The sequence below is a fragment of the Streptomyces sp. A3M-1-3 genome (genome assembly GCF_024213665.1).
Classification (GTDB): Bacteria; Actinomycetota; Actinomycetes; order Streptomycetales; family Streptomycetaceae; genus Streptomyces.
Window position 1 is genome coordinate 67,409 of sequence record NZ_JANAVP010000018.1, and the last position, 15,935, is coordinate 83,343.

Genomic DNA, 15,935 nt, shown 5'->3' on the forward strand with positions numbered 1-15,935 from the left:
GCGGCTCAGCGGACCGTCTTCGCCGGCTCCTCGCGCTCCCGCGCCACCCGGCTCAGGAACAGCGCGAAGACCGGTGGATGCGCCTGAAGCAGCTCCAGCCGGCCGCCGTCCGCCTCCGCCAGGTCGCGGGCCACGGCCAGCCCGATGCCGGTGGAGTTACGGCCGCTGATGGTCCGCTCGAAGATCCGCGCGCCCAGGTCGGACGGCACGCCGGGGCCCTCGTCGGTGACCTCGATCACCGCCTGGTTGCCGGTGACCCGGGTACGCAGGGCGACCGTGCCGCCCCCGTGCATCAGCGAGTTCTCGACCAGCGCGGCGAGCACCTGGGCCACCGCACCCGGCGTACCGACGGCGCGCATGCCCTGCTTCCCGGAGCGGACGATGGCGCGGCCCGCGCTGCGGTAGGCCGGGCGCCACTCCTCCACCTGCTGTTTGACCACCTCGTCGAGGTCGAAGACGACGGCGGAGCCGGTCCGCGGGTCGCGCGAGTTGGTCAGCAGCCGCCGCACCACGTCCGTCAGCCGCTCGACCTGGGCGAGCGCGATGGACGCCTCCTCCTTCACGGTGTCCAGGTCCTCGGTGACCGTGATCTCCTCCAGCCGCATGGAGAGCGCGGTCAGCGGCGTACGGAGCTGGTGCGAGGCGTCGGCGGCGAGCCGGCGTTCGGCGGTGAGCATCCGCCCGATCCGCTCGGCGCTGGCGTCGAGGACGTCGGCGACGCGGTCCAGCTCGGGGACCCCGTACCGCCGGTGGCGCGGGCGCGGGTCTCCGGAGCCGAGCCGTTCCGCGGTCTCGGCGAGGTCGGTGAGCGGTGAGGCCAGCCGGTTGGCCTGGCGTACGGCGAGAAGCACCGCCGCGATCACGGCCAGCAGCGCCACCGCACCGATGATCAGCAGTGTGCGGCCGAGCTCGTCGGTGACGGTGGAACGCGACTCCTCGACGGTGACCGTCTCGCCCTGCTCGCCCGTGACGGTGGAGCGGATGACGCTGCCGGTGGGGCGCTTGCCGATCTCGACGGGCGCGCGGCCCGGGATCACGATCCGGGCGTACCGGTTGGCGCCGATCTGCTCCGCCAGGACGTCCGGCTCGAGCGCGACGTCCTCCAGGACCTTGGAATCGACGACACTGACCAGGCGCAGGGCCTCGGAGTCGACGCTCTCCTGGGCGCTGTTGCTGATCGTGCGGGTCTCGACAATGACGAGGGAGACCCCGAAGACGGCGATCACGACAAGCACCACAGCGAGCGTGGAATTGATCAGACGGCGGCGCATGAGGCTTGGGTATCAGCTCTTCTCGAAGCGGAAGCCGACGCCGCGCACGGTGGCGATGTAACGGGGGTTCGCCGCGTCGTCGCCGAGCTTCTTGCGCAGCCAGGAGATGTGCATGTCGAGGGTCTTGGTGGAGGACCACCACGTGGTGTCCCACACCTCGCGCATCAGCTGGTCGCGGGTCACGACGCGGCCGGCGTCGCGGACCAGGACCCGGAGCAGGTCGAACTCCTTCGCCGTCAGCTGCAGCTCCTCCTCGCCCATCCACGCGCGGTGCGACTCGACGTCGATCCTGACCCCGTGGGTGGCGGGCGGCTGCGCGGGCTCGGCCGCGCCGCGCCGCAGCAGGGCCCGTACGCGGGCGAGCAGTTCGGCGAGCCGGAACGGCTTGGTGACGTAGTCGTCGGCGCCGGCGTCCAGTCCGACCACCGTGTCCACCTCGTCGGCGCGGGCGGTGAGCACCAGGATCGGGAAGCTGTGTCCCTCCGCGCGCAGCCGACGGGCCACTTCGAGGCCGTCCATTCCGGGCAGACCCAGATCCAGCACGACGAGGTCGACACCGCCCTGCAGTCCGGCGTCGAGCGCGGTCGGCCCGTCCTGGCGGACCTCGACCTCGTAACCCTCCCGGCGCAGGGCGCGGGCCAGTGGCTCGGAGATGGATGCGTCGTCCTCGGCGAGCAGTACACGGGTCATGTGGGTGATGGTAGTCCGCGCGGGGCACGGGTCGTGGGGCGATCGGCCACCCCTGCGGGTCTGGGGTGGAAGGGAGTTGCTTACCTTCGAATGTGGGCAGTTCGTTGCATAGACACCTGTGATCCATCTCTCAAGTCCTTCCATATGCCGCAGTGTCGTGGCGTATGGTGGCGAGACGCCTGATGCACTACTCAGGGACCTTTGTGCCGTTATCGCGTGCCAAAGGTCTCTTTGCTGTGCGGGGCCGGCCCGCCGGCTCTCATGACACCCCCCACCGGGCGCGCATCCGCTCACGAGGCGGCGCGTCCCGAGCAAGCAAGGATCGACCATGGCGTCCAGCCTGACGAAGGACACCGCCGGATCCCCCTCCGGCGAGAAGACCTTCTTCGGCCACCCCCGCGGTATGGCCACGCTCTTCATGACGGAGATGTGGGAGCGCTTCTCCTGGTACGGAATGCGCGGCATTCTCGTTCTCTACTTGATCGCGGGCGTGCTCGACGGACCGCTCGAGGGCCGCGAGGCCCTGGCCGCATCGATCTACGGTGTCTACAACGCCGTCGTCTACATGGCCGCCATGCCCGGTGGCTGGGTCGCGGACCGCCTCTGGGGTGCCCGTAAGGCCGTTCTCGTCGGCGGCATCGTCATCGCGCTCGGCCACTTCACCCTCGCGATCCCAACCGACATCGCCTTCTTCTGCGGTCTCGCACTGATCGCGGTCGGCACCGGCCTGCTGAAGCCGAACATCTCCGCGATGGTCGGCGGCCTCTACGAGGGCCAGCCCAGTGCGCGCCGCGACGCCGGTTTCACGCTGTTCTACATGGCGATCAACATCGGCGGCATGGCCGCTCCGCTGGTCGTCGGCTACCTCGGTGAGAACGTCAACTGGCACCTCGGCTTCGCCGTGGCCGGTATCGGCATGACCCTCGCCGTCATCCAGTACGTCCTCGGCGGCCGTCACCTCGGTGACATCGGCAAGGAGCCGGCAACGCCGGCCACGGCCGAGGAGAAGCGCAGCGTCCTGCGCAAGGTCGCGCTGTGGGGCGGCCTCGCCGTCGCCGCGCTCGTCATCGACCTGGCCCTGGGCACGTACGACATCGAGCACATCGTCAACGTGCTGGCCATCCTGGGCATCGTCGTGCCGATCGTGTACTTCATCGCGATCTTCCGTAACCCGGCGCTCAAGAGTGAGGACCGACCGAAGATCCAGGCGTATGTGTGGTTCTTCGCGACCGCCGTGCTTTTCTGGATGATCTACGACCAGTCCGGCTCGCTGCTGACGATCTTCGCGGACAACAAGACCGACCGCATGATCGGCGGCTGGGAGTTCCCGGCCTCCTGGTACCAGTCGGTCAACCCGATGATGGTCATCATCCTGGCTCCGATCTTCGCCGCCCTGTGGGTCAAGCTTGCCAAGCGCAACCGCGAGCCCAGCACCCCGATGAAGTTCGCGCTGGCGATGCTACTCATCGGTGGCTCCTTCGCCATCATGGGCCTGGCCGGCGCCGCCGCCGTCAACAGCGAGACCGGCAAGGTCACCGTCTTCTGGCTGCTGAGCGTCTACCTCGTCCAGACTCTCGGCGAGATGTGCCTGTCACCGGTCGGCCTCTCCCTGTCGACGAAGCTGGCCCCGAAGCAGTTCGTCGGCCAGATCATGGGTCTGTGGTTCCTGGCCAGCGCTACGGGCAACGCCCTGAACGGCTGGACCACCAAGCTCAACGCGCCGCTGGGCGACGCCGTCTACTACACGATGTGGGCGATCACCGCCGTCGCCGCGGGCTTCGCCTTCATGACGGCGGGCAAGAAGATCCGCGCCCTCATGGGCAACGTCAAGTAGCTCCCCCGCGCCGGCGGGCGCACAAAGAGCCGGGCTGGTACGAAGTTCGCCTTCGTACCAGCCCGGCTCTTGTGCCGCTACGGGTGGCCGCCAGCACTCGGCCGACGGCCGATCAGCGCTTCGTCTGGACGCTGAACCCGCGCAGGTAGTTCTTGAAGCCGCACTTGACGTTCGACTTCTTCCCCGCCGATACCCACGGGCCGTGGAGCGTGTAAGTGACGACATGCTCCCGAGCACCCTGGACCTGGTCGCACTTGATCTCCACCCGGTGGAGACGGACGGCCTTCCCGCCACTGCTCTTGGAGCACGTGGAGTAGGCCGTGGGCCGGCCCAGGCCATCCAGCTTGGCGTATGCCTTGCACTTGTACTTGGCCCCTGCGGCCTCCGCCGGAGCTGCCGTGATCAACCCTGTCGCCGATGCTCCCATCACCATGGCGAGCGCCCCCGTGGCGAACCTTTTCCCCCACTGCATTTGCATTCCTTTCTCCGACCCACGCACATCGATGGGTGGTCATACCTCATCGAGCTGCAAGCATGGCCGATCACTCAACTTCGCCTTTGGTCAGACGAATGCACGGAACGTATCCGTCAGCGCAGCCCGCCGCGCAGCCTGCGCCATGGGGTGAATGTGAACACCGCGCCGCCCAGCAGGATCACCGTGCCCGCGACCAGGCCGAGGGCGCGTAGGCCGCCGTCGTTGGTCGCGCCCGTTTCGGCGAGGCCGCCGCCACTGGCCGCGCCGCCCGCCGAACCGCCGCCCGCGCTGCCGCTTGCGGATCCGCCTGCCGCGCCGCCCTGCTGGGCCGTGGTGTCGAGCTCCAGCGAGACGGCTGCCGTGCCCTTCACCTGGCAGGGGATGTTGATCTGCTGGCCGCCCAGGGACACGTCGATCGTCAGCGTGCCCGGGCTGAGCGTCGACTCACCGGTCGCACCCGGTTTGTACGTGCCGGTCATGTCGGGCAGGTCCACCGGCTTGCCCTGCTCCAGCGGGTCCTTGTTGGCCGGGCCCGTGACCGTGACCGATCCCTTGTCCGCTCCGCCGACGGTGACGGCCATCGACGGCTTGAGGGCGTTCGCGGGCAGCGGTGCGGGGCTGTTCATCACACCCTTCGCGGTCTTGACGATGAGGTCATAACTGCCGCCGTTCTTCTTGGCGTTGATCGTCACCTTCGAGGTGATGCTCGCCGGACCGGGCGACTTGCACTCGAAGTTGACGGAGACCTCGTTGCCGGGAAAGTCGGTCTCACCGCCGCCACCGCCCGTGGTGCCGCCCGTGGTGCCGCCCGACGTCGTACCACCGGACGTTGTCCCGCCCGATGTCGTACCGCCGGATGTCGTGCCGCCGCCCTCCGTCACCTTGATGGTCGCCGCGACGGCCACCGTCTCCTTCGGCGTGCACTTGGTGTCGGTCGACATCGGCTTGCTGACGTTGATGTTGTACGCATCCGGCGTCAGCGTGATCTCACCGGCCTTCTCCAGCTTCAGCTTGCCCTTCATGTCGGGCAGCACCATCGGGCTGTTCTTCGGGATCGGCGGGTTCTGCCGCGGCCCCTCCATCCTCAGGTCACCGCTCGCCGCCCCGCCCACCTTGACGGTGCCGGTCGGCTTCACCGTGTCCTTCTCCAGATCGATGATGTCGGGGTTCTTGGAAGCGGCCTCGACCGTCTTCCACACCACCTCGACCTCGTCGCCGACCTTCGCCTCCGCGGGTGCGGTGATCGCCACCTTCGTGGTGCCCTGGACGGGCGGCAGGCCGGAGATCGCCGGCGGGATGCACTCCGTCCTGTACGAGACTTCAGCGGCGTGGGCGGGGTGTGCTGCCAGCAGGATTCCCGCACCGCCGAGCATCAGCGCGACGCCCGCCGCGCTCATCCTCCGTTGCGTGGTCACGAATGTCCCTTCGTTGTCGGATGGTTCTCTGACGGTGCGGAGTCCGGGGTGAACCACGGCAGAGCCGTGGCGGTTGTCGCGGCGGTGGGGGCCTTCGGGAGTTTCGCGGTGGTCTTGGGCAGCAGCCGCACGGTCCGGTGGCGGCCCGCGCCCGCCGCCCCGCCCCGCGGCCGCACCCGGTCGACGACGGACATGCCGATGCGGAAGACCGCCGCCGGCACGACCAGGCAGAGCAGGATCCAGAAGAGGGTGACGCCCCACGGGCGCCCCACCCCCCAGGGCTGGGCCACCAGCACCTTCTCGCCGTACTTCATCGAGACGAGATAGTCGCCGTGCGCCCCCGATGTCAGCTGTACGGTCACCTCGACCCGCGCCTTCTGCCCGGGCGGGATCGTGCCCTTCCACTGCTGCTCCTCCCACGTGGGGGCGAAGACGCCGTGCGAGGTGCCGACCTGGAACACCGGGTCCTTGACCGGGGCCGAGCCGAGGTTGCCGACCGTGACGACGAGCTTGCGCGTGGCCGGCGCGCCGAACCAGACGAGGATCCCGTCGTCGCCCTCCAGCCGGGCGGCGGCGAGTACGGAGAGCCGGGCCGCGCCGGCCTGCGAGGGCAACGGGGTGACGGGGTGTCCCGCGACCTTGAACGGGGCGTCGACGGCGGCCGGTTCGCCGGTGACAGTGGCGACATGGACCACGCACGGGCACGGCTTGGGCGGTTCGGCGACCGGCAGCCGCTTGCTGAAGCGGCCCTTGGCGTCGGTGGTGACGGCCCGCCCGTCGGCGTTCGCGCAGCTGTTGGTTCCGCCGATCACGCCTCTGCCGGGCGAGGACTGGCCGCACATCAGCAGCATCAGCAGGGCCTTCGGCCGCCAGCCGGAGCCGGTCACGGTGATCTCGCCGCCCTGGCCGGCCTGCTCCTTGGACAGCGTGACCGCCGGCTTCCCGTCCGCGGCGGCTCCGGGAGCAGGCAGGAGTACGAGCGCGAGTGCGGCGGCCAGGGCGAGCGCCGCCGACGCCACCGAACGGCCCGGGCGGGCCGCGACCCGAAGCCACTCGCGGCCCGCCGCACGTCGCGTGTCCGCCCCGCGCAGTGCGGCCGGCACTGCCTTCACGCGCGTGACCCGCTTACCTGTCCCGCCGTTCACGATCCCACTCCCGCCCTCGCCAACTGGCCTTCCCTACCGCTCTTTTCGCTGCTCTCTTCGTCCACGGCGGGCTCGTCCGGCGACCGGGTCCGCCGTCTCCGTACCACCCGCCGGGCGAGGCCCGCCGCGCCCAGCAGCAGCACGCCCAGCCCGGTCCACAGCACCTGCGGCCACGGCACGAAACTCACCGAGGCCGTCGCCTCGCCGTGCGCGCCGCCGCCCGCCGTCACGGTCAGCCGGACGCCGACCGCGTCGAGGGCGGGCGCGTCCGGCCAGCGTTCCGTGCGCTCCAGCCGCTGTCCCGGATTCAGCTCCACCGGCAGGGCCCGGGGTCCCCGGCGCAGCACGTCGCCGAAGAGGCCCTCGGCGCGGACCGCGAGGCGCGGGGTGAGCACGGTGTTGCCGCGGTTCACCAGCGCGTACCGGATCGTGGTGGCATCGCCCTGCCCCGTCACCGCGACGTCCTCGACGGTGAGCGCGGACAGCGTCGGCCCGCTGACCCGCAGATGCACCCGTACCTCCGCTTCCCGGCCGTCCGCCGTGGCGACAACCGCGCCGGGATGGTCGCCCGGTACGGCGCCGGGCGGGACGGTGACGGTGAAGGGGACGTCCGCGCGGGTGCGCGGCGGGATGCGTACCTCGTCCGCGGCGAAGGCGATCCACGGACCCGCGCCGCGCAGCCGTACCGTGCGGGCCCGGTCCGAGGGGTTGGAGAGGGCGAGCTTGTCCTCGAGCACCGCGCCCGGCGCGCCCTCCAGGTAGAAGTACGGTCTGCCGTCACCGCCCGGCCGGGCGGCCGCGCCCACCGCGGGCTCCGCCGTCCAGGCCGGCTCCCCCCGCGCCGCGAACGCCGTCCCGGGCGCGAGCGCGCACAGCAGTACGGCCGCGGCGAGCACGGCGAGTCGAGTACGGCGCGACGGCATCGGCGACATCGACGGCATCGGCGGCTCCCTGTCACGTACGTACATGCCTGGTGCGGCGGGCCGGGCGTCCGGGACGGTCAGCCCGCGGCCCGCCGGCCGCGCCGGGTCAGCCACAGCACGCCGGCCGCCCCGGCCAGCAGGACCGTGCCGCCGAGCGTGCCGAGCGCGACGGCCGAGTCCATCGGGCCGGTCTGCGGCAGCTGGTCGCCGCCGCCACTGCTGCCTCCGCTGCTGCTGCCGCCGCTGCCGGCGACGGTCAGTTCGAGGGACGGCTCGGGGTTGTTGCCGGGGGTACAGGTGGTCGTCGTCCCCAGCGCCTTGATGGTGAGGACCGAGGCGGTGAAGGTGACCTTGCCGCTCGCCCTGGGTGTGTACGTACCCGACAAGTCATTGATCTTGATCGGGGTGTTGGCGGGGATGGCCGCTGCGTTCGCCGGCCCCGAGACGGCGGCGGTGCCGCTCTCCGCACCGCCCAGCCTGATGACGGCGCTGGGGTTCATCGCGCCCTTGCCCAGCTCGACCGGGGACGACGAGACGCCCTTCTGGAAGGACATGGTGAGCCTGTAGGAGCTGGCGCTCCTGACGGCCTTGATGTCGATGGGCGAGACGGCCGACTTGGGACCGATCGGCGTCTTGCAGTTGTAGTTCACGTCCACGACATCCGCGTGGGCAGCAGGGGCGGCGATCAGCACCGCCGAACCCGCCACCGCCGTGGCCAGCGCGAGCGCAAGCGCGGCTGAGCGTTTCTGGTACGACACCTCGAGTTCCCCTCATGCCGGACGTTACTGACGACACATCAGATCGGCGCTCAAGGTACGCCTGGCACCTTGGGGAGGGAAGACAAAGAACACGCCCGATCCGGGCGTGCGAAGAGAGGCACGAACAGAGGTGCGGCAAGAGGTCGAACCGGCGGTAACAGGGGCCGGGGCGCAGCCCGCGCTAGGAGGGCGCGGCGAGCTCCGCCCAGACCGTCTTGCCGATGGCGTCGGCGCGCCGCAGGACACCCCAGTCCAGGCAGAGGCGCTGGACGATGAACATGCCGTGCCCGCCGGGCCGCCCGGCCCGGTGCGGCAGCCGCGGCGCCGGCTTGCCCGCGCCGCGGTCGGTGACCTCCAGGCGGAGCACCTTGCCGTCACTGGAGATCCGCAGCTCTTCCGGTCCCTCCGCGTGCAGGCAGGCGTTCGTCACCAGCTCGGAGACGACCAGGAGCACATCCTCGGCAGCCGCCCGCCGGTCGGCGTTGGGGGCGGGCAGCCAGCCCCAGTCGTACAGGGCCTGACGGGCGAAGTCGCGCGCGAGAGGGACGATGCCGCTGGCGCCGTCCAGGGCGAGCCGGCGTGCCCGGCTGTCGCCGGGTACGTCGGAAGCGTCGTCCGGATCCGGGCCCCGGTCGCCCGGCGGGTATGACCGGGTGGTGCTCATCAGCGCCTCACCTCACCGATTCACATCTGATTCAGAAGTCTTCTGCCCGACCGATGCGTGAGAACACCCACTCATCCGACCGGCGCGGCAGTTATTCGGCCAGCGCCGCATCGAGGGACTCATGCACGGTAAAGACGGACTCCGCCCCGGTGATCTCGAACACACGGGCCACGACCGGCAGCATCCCGGCGAGGTGGACCGCGCCCCCGGCGGCTTCCGCCTTGAGGCGGGCGCCGAGCAGCACATTGAGCCCGGTGGAATCGCAGAATTCGAGCTGGGAGCAGTCGACGACGAGGCGTGTGCTCCCCGCCTCCAGACACGCGTCCAGCGGTTCCCGCAGCAGCTCGGCCGTGTGGTGGTCGAGCTCACCGGCCGGGGTCACGATCGCGCTGTGACCCTGACTGCGGACCTCGACCCGCAGTCGGCCCCGATTTGCACTCCCGACCGTCCCGCGGTCCATGCACGTCTCTCTTCCGGCCGTGTCGTAGCTGCACTGATGCCGCTGAACCCTACGCCTTCCGTACGCGCTGCGGTAGCCGAACATCATTCCAAATATGTACGATTCGCACAAAAGACACTTGCAACGGCCCACCAGGAGCGGGTAGGGGTAGTAGGGACACAACCAACACGGCCGGCTTTGGAGGCGCCGCACTCAGCCCAGTGCAGACGTAAAGGCATCGGCAGCCATATGCCGAGAACGATGGAGGAGACCATGTCACCCCGGCTCGACGAAACGCGTACCCAGCCCGCGCCGCCCCACACGCCGCAGCAGCACGCGCCGTCGACAACCCCGCCCCAGCAGATCGAGGGACTCGCAGACCTTCCGGCGATCCCGCCGTACGACGAGGTGGGGCCGCTGGATGCCAGGGCCCTGTCCAAGACCCTCTTCGCGCGCCTCGAGGTGCTGGAGGAAGGCACCCACGAGTACGCGTACGTACGCAACACACTCGTCGAACTCAACCTGGCCCTGGTCAAGTTCGCCGCCACCCGGTTCCGCTCCCGCAGCGAACCGATGGAAGACATCATCCAGGTCGGCACGATCGGCCTGATCAAGGCGATCGAACGCTTCGAGCTCAGCCGGGGCGTGGAGTTCCCGACCTTCGCCATGCCGACCATCATGGGCGAGATCAAGCGCTTCTTCCGCGACACCAGCTGGTCGGTGCGCGTCCCGCGACGCCTCCAGGAACTGCGCCTCGACCTCGCCAAGGCCGGCGACGAACTCGCCCAGCAGCTCGACCGCGCCCCGACCGTCGGCGAACTCGCCGAGCGCCTCGACATCAGCAGGGAAGAGGTCGCCGAGGGCATGGCGGCGAGCAACGCGTACACCGCCAGCTCGCTCGACGCGCAGCCCGAGGAGGACGACTCGGAGGGTGCGCTGGCCGACCGTATCGGCTACGAGGACCACGGGCTCGAGGGCATCGAGTACGTCGAGTCCCTGAAGCCGCTGATTGCCGGGCTCAGCCCGCGCGACCGCCAGATCCTGTCGCTGCGCTTCGTGGCGAACATGACGCAGTCAGAGATCGGTGAGGAGCTCGGCATCTCGCAGATGCATGTCTCCCGGCTGCTGACGCGCACGCTCGTCCGGCTCCGCAAGGGTCTGACGCTCGAGGAGTAGCAGCAGGCGCCAGCAGCGATCGCCGACAACAAGCGCCGCCGTGACAGGGCCCGTTCCCGCTGAGGGACGGGCCCTGCGGCGTTGTTGACGAAGTGGTACGGACTGGGCCACATTGGATGGGGTTCTGGGGGGAACACATGGTTCTTGGGGTCAACGGGCCGTCCGCACACACCGCGTTGGAACAGCTGATGCGCGGCCGCCTCGGCAGGGAGTGCCTGTACGTACCGTCCTGCCGCCTCGGCCTCTATGTGGCCCTGCGCCACTGGTGCCCGCCCGGCGGCCGGGTCCTGATGTCCCCGGTCAACGACGACGTCATCTTCTTCGTGGTGCTCGCCGCCGGCCTGCGCCCCGTCCAGGCACCGCTCTGCGCGCGGGACGGCTCCATAGACCCGGCCGCCGTGCCCGACGAGGTCTGGGGCGGCCTCTCCGCCGTACTCACCACGAATCTGTACGGGAATCCGGACCCGGCACCCGAACTGCGCGCCCGCTGCGACCGGTTGGGGATCCCCCTCCTGGAGGACGCCGCCCACGCCATCGGCAGCGAGGTCGCGGGCCGGCCGGTCGGCACCTTCGGCGACGCGTCCGTCTTCAGCCTCTCCAAGCATGTGGGCGCCAAGGCCGGCGGCTTCCTGTCCGTCGCGGACCCGGGACTGCGCGACGCGCTGGAGAAGGCGCGCGACGACCTCCTCGATCCGCCGCGGCTCTCCGCCGAACTCGCCTACGCGTTACGCCCGTACGCCGAAGCCACCGTCCGGGGGCTGCGCCTGACCACAGCGGCGCGCGCCACCATGAGGCTGCTCGGGATGCAGGAGCGCGACGAGATACGGATGGAGCTGCGGCCGGACGAGCTGAAGCGGGCGCTCACCGCCGCACCCGCGCTCGACGACTTCCACTCCTGGGTGCGCGTCGACATGCACGACTACCGCATCGGCGCGGGCCGCCCCCGGCTGCGCCGCGTCGAACGGCTGCTGGGCCGGCTCGACGCCCGGCTCGCCGCCCACCGGACGGGCACCGGGAAGCTCCTCGCCAGCCAATGGGCCCTGCCGTCGCCCGGTCCCGTGCAGCCGCTGTTCCGGGTGCCGCTGTTGGTCGCCGACCGCGACGCGGCCATCGCCCGGCTCGCCCGGCACCGGATCACCGTGGGCTACCTCTACGACCCGCCGCTGGACGCGTACGCGGGGCCCGCTTTCACCGACCCTTCGTCCTCCCCCGCGCAGGCCGCCTGGTTCGCGCGGCACGCCCTGCCTGTCGACCCGCTGCGCGCCGACGACGTGATCCGGATCCTCGCCGGGTCGGACCGGGCGCCCGGGACGCCCGGGGGGCCCGGCGGTGGGTGACACCCGGACCCGCGAGCCTTCCGGCTCCGGTTCTGGCTCCGGCTCCGGCTCTGCCCCGCCCGACGACGTGCCGGTGGACCCCGACGGTACGGAGAACACCGCCCGGCCGGGCAGCGGCGGCGAGGGCGGCGACGGCGACGGCGGCGACTCGATGTTCCGTAACGCCTACGCGCTGATGCTGTCCACCGGCGTCTCCGCCGCGCTGGGACTCGGCTTCTGGCTGGTCGCCGCCCGCTACTACAGCAAGGAGGCGGTGGGGGTCGGCTCCGCCGCCATCGCCGCCCAGCGGCTGCTGGCCTCCCTCACCGCGACCACCATGATCGGCGCGGTGGTGCGCTATGTGCCGCGGGCCGGGCGCGCGACCGGCGCGCTGGTGCTGCGTACGTACCTCGTCAGCTCCGTAGTGGTGGCCCTGGCCTGCGGGGTCTTCCTGCTCACCCTCGACCTGTGGGGACCCACGTACGCACCGCTGGGCGGACTCGGCGCCGGTCTCTTCTTCACCGCCTCCTGTGTCGCGTGGGCCGTCCTGACCCTCCAGGACGGAGTGCTGACCGGCCTGCGCCGGGCGATCTGGGTGCCCGTCGGCAACGCCGGCTTCTCCCTCGGCAAACTGGTGCTGCTCGCCGTCTTCGCCACCGCCATGCCGGTCCTCGGCGTCTTCGTCTCCTGGTCGGTGGCGATCGCGCTGTCGGTCCTGCCGCTCGGCTGGCTGGTCTTCCGCAGGCTCATCCCGCGGCAGGCCGCCGCCGACCGCGACCGCGAGCCGCCCGCCCTGCGCGAGATCGGGCGGTTCCTGGCCGGCGACTCGGTCGGCGCGCTGTTCAGTCTGGCGATGATCAACCTGCTGCCGGTGATGGTGGCGGTCCGCTTCGACGCCGCGCACAACGGCTTCTTCTACATCGCGTACACCGTCGGCGGAACCATGGAGTTCATGGCCATCAACATGGCCTCCTCCCTCACCGCGCACGCCTCGCACAGCCCGGACCGGCTCGCCGACGGCGTGCGCGGCGCACTGCGCCGGATGGCCGTCCTGCTGGTGCCCGTCGTCCTGGTGCTGATCGTCTTCGCCCCGCAGATCCTCGCCCCGTTCGGCGCCGCGTACGCCGAGCACGGCACGACCGTACTGCGGCTGCTGGCCGCCGCAGCGCTGCCGCGGGTCGTCGTCGAGCTGTACATCGGCGTACTGCGGGTGCAGGGGCGTACCGGCATGCTCGCCGCGCTCCAGGGCGCCATGTGCGTGCTGGTCCTGGGCAGTGCCGCGTTGCTGCTGGGCCCGGTGGGGATCTCCGGGGCGGGGCTGGCGATGCTGCTGAGCATGACCCTGATGGCGCTGGTCGCGGCGCCCGGGCTGCGCGCGGCGCTGAGCGGGCGCCCACCCCGCCGGATCCCGTTCGGCGGGCGGTTCCGCCGTAAGGGCGACAAGGCCGAGGAGTACGGGACCAGCTGGGCGCGCCGGGCGGCGGAGCTGCGCGCGGAGGCGGCGGAGTCGTACGGCGGCCGCTGGGCCGAGGACACCGCCTATCTGCGCGGCGCGCACGACGGTGTGACGCCCGCCTTCGGCATCCCGGTGCTGCCCGACCCGGACGGCCCCCGGCGGTCCGCCGACCGTACGGATGAGGCCGCGGACGGCGGGGAGAACCGGCTGACCGAGGCGCTGTGGCTGCTGCTCGGGCTGGCGGCGGGCCTGTTCTGGGTGCCGCTGGCGCGGGCGGCCCAGGACCGGCCGAGCCCCGCCGGCCGGCTGTCGGGCACCGGGCTGACTGACGCGCTGCCGCCGGTCACCCTCACCGCCGGTGTGCTGCTGGTGGTGATCTACAGCGCGGCCGTCTCGCTGTACCGCGCGCGCCCCGCCCTGCTGGTGTCCGCGCTGGTGGTCACCGCTGCCGCCCTGCACACCGCGCCGCTCTTCCTCGGCGTACTGCCGGATCGCGTCGCGGGCCCCGGGCAGGAGGCGCTCACCGCGTTCCTGGCGGGGGTCGCCGGGCTGGACGGGACGGACGGGGTGGCGCGCGTCCTGCCAGTGTTCCTTCAGCTGCTCTGCCTCGGGCTGGCCGCCGAGACCCTGCGGGCGCTGGGCACGCACTGGCGGATCACGGCGGGGCTGGTGTGGGTGCAGGCCGTGGCCGGCTGGGCGGCGCAGCAGGCGTTCGCCGCGGCCGCGCTGCCCGTCTTCCTCGGCTTCCTCGGGCTGTACGCGGCGACGGCGGTGGGCCGGGCCGCACCGCGGAGTCGACCGCAGAGCCGGCGGCAGAGCCGGTGACGGCGGCGGGTCAGCGGGGCGGGACCTGCTGCTTGAACCACTTGTCCCTGCCCGCCTCCCGGTAGCCCTCCAGGGCGGGACCGGAGTCGACCGTCAGGTCGCAGTTCTTCCCCGGCACGGCCCGGTTCCACTGCACCAGCCCTTTCGCCTCTCGCATGGTCCGTACGGTCTCGGGAATGGCGGCGTACCAGTCCCGCTGCCGGTCGGGATCGGCCGGGTCGGGCGCGGTGCCGAACTCGGCGAGCATGACCGGCTTGCGGTCGGAGATGTTGGCGCGCAGCCAGTCGTAGGACGGCCGCTGGCTCTGGTCGAAGTCCAGCCAGTTGGGGGACTTGTGGCAGAGGAAGTAGTTGTACTGGTCCATGCCGATCCAGTCGACGTACGCGTCGCCCGGGTAGAGCTGCTTCATCAGCTCGCCGTGCTTCAGATAGCCGGAGACCGTCCACACCCACACCACGTTGTCGACGCCGAGTGCCTTGAACCGGTCGTGGAGGTGCCGGTAGGCGGCGACGTACTCGGCGGGCGTGCCGGCGTCGTTGACGCGGAAGTCGACCTCCTGGTCGAAGGAGAAGAAGATCCGCTTGCCGTACGCCTTGATGCGGCGGGCCTGCGGGTCGATGATCTCCTCGTCGTACTTCCCGGAGGCGATGTTCTTCCAGCCGAGCTGGTCCTCGGTCCAGTTGGCGTGGTGGGGCTCTTTCCACACCGTGGACTCCCACGCCAGCATGAGCAGCCGGTCCCTGCCGAGCGCCTGCTCGTCGGGGGTGAGCAGTTGCCCGTCCAGCGTGCCCCTCGACATGTCGTGGTAGTTGTAGACAAGGTCGAGCTTGCGGCCGATCTTCTTCTCGAAGCCGTACACGGCGTCCTTGAGCGAGCCGTTCGCGGCGTACGGCACATAGGCGCCCCACCACGCCCCGCAGGACGGTTCCAGCTCGGCGTCCGGCGCACACGGCCCGTCGGGCAGCTTCCCCGAGGCCGCGTTGTCCGGTAAGGCATGGCCCGCGGGCCGGGAGGAGTCCTCCTTTCCGTCCGTGCCACCGGATCCGTCGGACCAGGTGATCCATACACCCAGTCCGGTGAGCAGTGCTCCCACGGCGGCCAGCACCAGCGTGACGTACGCGACGCCCCGCCGGGAGCCGCCCGCGTGCCGTCCCGTCATCGGCCCCTCCCGGGTTCGGGTTTGGCACGCTCGACGGCGCCTCGCGTGGCGGCGGGCAGGGGCAGCCCCGGCAGGGCCGACGCGATGGTGGTGAACGCGGCGAGGGACACCAGGAACACGTCCGCGGAGAAGCCCTCCACCAGGAAGAGCGAGGTGGCGACCAGGGTGCCCAGCGACAGGCTGATCGGCGCGGCGAGGGCGAGGGCCTCCAGCCGTGCGCCGGGACGCAGCCCTGCCGGCTGCGGGAGGAGCAGGGCGAGGCCCGGCGCGACGGTGACGAAGAGCAGCACCGGGATCCAGCGCAGCGGTGTTCCGCCGGGCAGCGCGGTCGCCGCCAGGGCCAGCCATCCGGAGAGGGCCAGGGCCACTCTGAGCTGTGACTGCTTCAC

General features: G+C 71.1%; 15 protein-coding genes. 4 read left to right on the forward strand and 11 right to left on the reverse strand.

Going from position 1 to position 15,935, the window contains the following annotated elements; translation table 11 throughout:
* Nucleotides 1–5: 5 nt before the first annotated feature.
* Together NLX86_RS21145 and NLX86_RS21150 are read right to left on the reverse strand one after the other, a co-directional pair.
* Nucleotides 6–1,271, reverse strand: coding sequence for an ATP-binding protein (locus NLX86_RS21145; protein ID WP_254373307.1), 1,266 nt, complete (start codon nt 1,269–1,271; stop codon nt 6–8).
* A 12-nt stretch (nt 1,272–1,283) separates the two neighbouring features.
* Complete coding sequence (locus tag NLX86_RS21150) at nt 1,284–1,961, reverse strand: response regulator transcription factor (protein WP_254373308.1); 678 nt, start codon at nt 1,959–1,961, stop codon at nt 1,284–1,286.
* A gap of 328 nt (nt 1,962–2,289) precedes the next feature.
* Here NLX86_RS21150 and NLX86_RS21155 point away from each other — a divergent pair, with 328 nt between their 5' ends.
* Nucleotides 2,290–3,795, forward strand: coding sequence for a peptide MFS transporter (locus tag NLX86_RS21155; RefSeq protein WP_254373309.1), 1,506 nt, complete (start codon nt 2,290–2,292; stop codon nt 3,793–3,795).
* Between the two features lie 112 nt (nt 3,796–3,907).
* Here NLX86_RS21155 and NLX86_RS21160 read toward each other — a convergent pair whose 3' ends face one another.
* From NLX86_RS21160 to NLX86_RS21190, 7 genes are all read right to left on the reverse strand, one after another.
* Complete coding sequence (locus tag NLX86_RS21160; protein ID WP_254373310.1) at nt 3,908–4,267, reverse strand: hypothetical protein; 360 nt, start codon at nt 4,265–4,267, stop codon at nt 3,908–3,910.
* Nucleotides 4,268–4,383: 116 nt separating this feature from the next.
* Entirely contained in the window at nt 4,384–5,667 is a 1,284-nt protein-coding gene (locus NLX86_RS21165; protein WP_254373384.1) for a hypothetical protein, read from the reverse strand.
* A 14-nt stretch (nt 5,668–5,681) separates the two neighbouring features.
* Nucleotides 5,682–6,704, reverse strand: coding sequence for a hypothetical protein (locus tag NLX86_RS21170; protein WP_374213925.1), 1,023 nt, complete (start codon nt 6,702–6,704; stop codon nt 5,682–5,684).
* A gap of 122 nt (nt 6,705–6,826) precedes the next feature.
* A complete protein-coding gene (locus NLX86_RS21175) occupies nt 6,827–7,771 on the reverse strand; it encodes a hypothetical protein (protein ID WP_254373311.1) in 945 nt (314 codons plus the stop codon).
* A gap of 59 nt (nt 7,772–7,830) precedes the next feature.
* Nucleotides 7,831–8,511: an LPXTG cell wall anchor domain-containing protein gene (locus tag NLX86_RS21180; protein ID WP_254373312.1), complete on the reverse strand. Its 681-nt coding sequence runs from the start codon at nt 8,509–8,511 to the stop codon at nt 7,831–7,833.
* Nucleotides 8,512–8,692: 181 nt separating this feature from the next.
* The gene (locus tag NLX86_RS21185; protein ID WP_254373313.1) at nt 8,693–9,175 is read right to left on the reverse strand and encodes an ATP-binding protein; all 483 of its coding nucleotides are present in this window, start codon (nt 9,173–9,175) and stop codon (nt 8,693–8,695) included.
* Nucleotides 9,176–9,266: 91 nt separating this feature from the next.
* Entirely contained in the window at nt 9,267–9,635 is a 369-nt protein-coding gene (locus tag NLX86_RS21190) for an STAS domain-containing protein (RefSeq protein ID WP_254373314.1), read from the reverse strand.
* A gap of 240 nt (nt 9,636–9,875) precedes the next feature.
* Here NLX86_RS21190 and NLX86_RS21195 point away from each other — a divergent pair, with 240 nt between their 5' ends.
* From NLX86_RS21195 to NLX86_RS21205, 3 genes are all read left to right on the forward strand, one after another.
* Nucleotides 9,876–10,790, forward strand: a complete 915-nt coding sequence (locus NLX86_RS21195) for an RNA polymerase sigma factor SigF (protein WP_254373315.1) — start codon at nt 9,876–9,878, stop codon at nt 10,788–10,790.
* A gap of 188 nt (nt 10,791–10,978) precedes the next feature.
* Nucleotides 10,979–12,127, forward strand: a complete 1,149-nt coding sequence (locus tag NLX86_RS21200; RefSeq protein ID WP_254373386.1) for a DegT/DnrJ/EryC1/StrS family aminotransferase — start codon at nt 10,979–10,981, stop codon at nt 12,125–12,127.
* Nucleotides 12,120–14,387 (forward strand): lipopolysaccharide biosynthesis protein, encoded by a 2,268-nt coding sequence (locus NLX86_RS21205; protein WP_254373316.1) that lies wholly within the window; start codon nt 12,120–12,122, stop codon nt 14,385–14,387. The genes NLX86_RS21200 and NLX86_RS21205 overlap by 8 nt, the downstream gene beginning before the upstream one ends.
* A gap of 10 nt (nt 14,388–14,397) precedes the next feature.
* Here NLX86_RS21205 and NLX86_RS21210 read toward each other — a convergent pair whose 3' ends face one another.
* A complete protein-coding gene (locus NLX86_RS21210) occupies nt 14,398–15,546 on the reverse strand; it encodes a glycoside hydrolase family 26 protein (protein ID WP_254373317.1) in 1,149 nt (382 codons plus the stop codon).
* Nucleotides 15,543–15,935, reverse strand: coding sequence for a hypothetical protein (locus NLX86_RS21215; protein ID WP_254373318.1), 393 nt, complete (start codon nt 15,933–15,935; stop codon nt 15,543–15,545). Before NLX86_RS21215 ends, NLX86_RS21210 begins: the two co-directional genes overlap by 4 nt.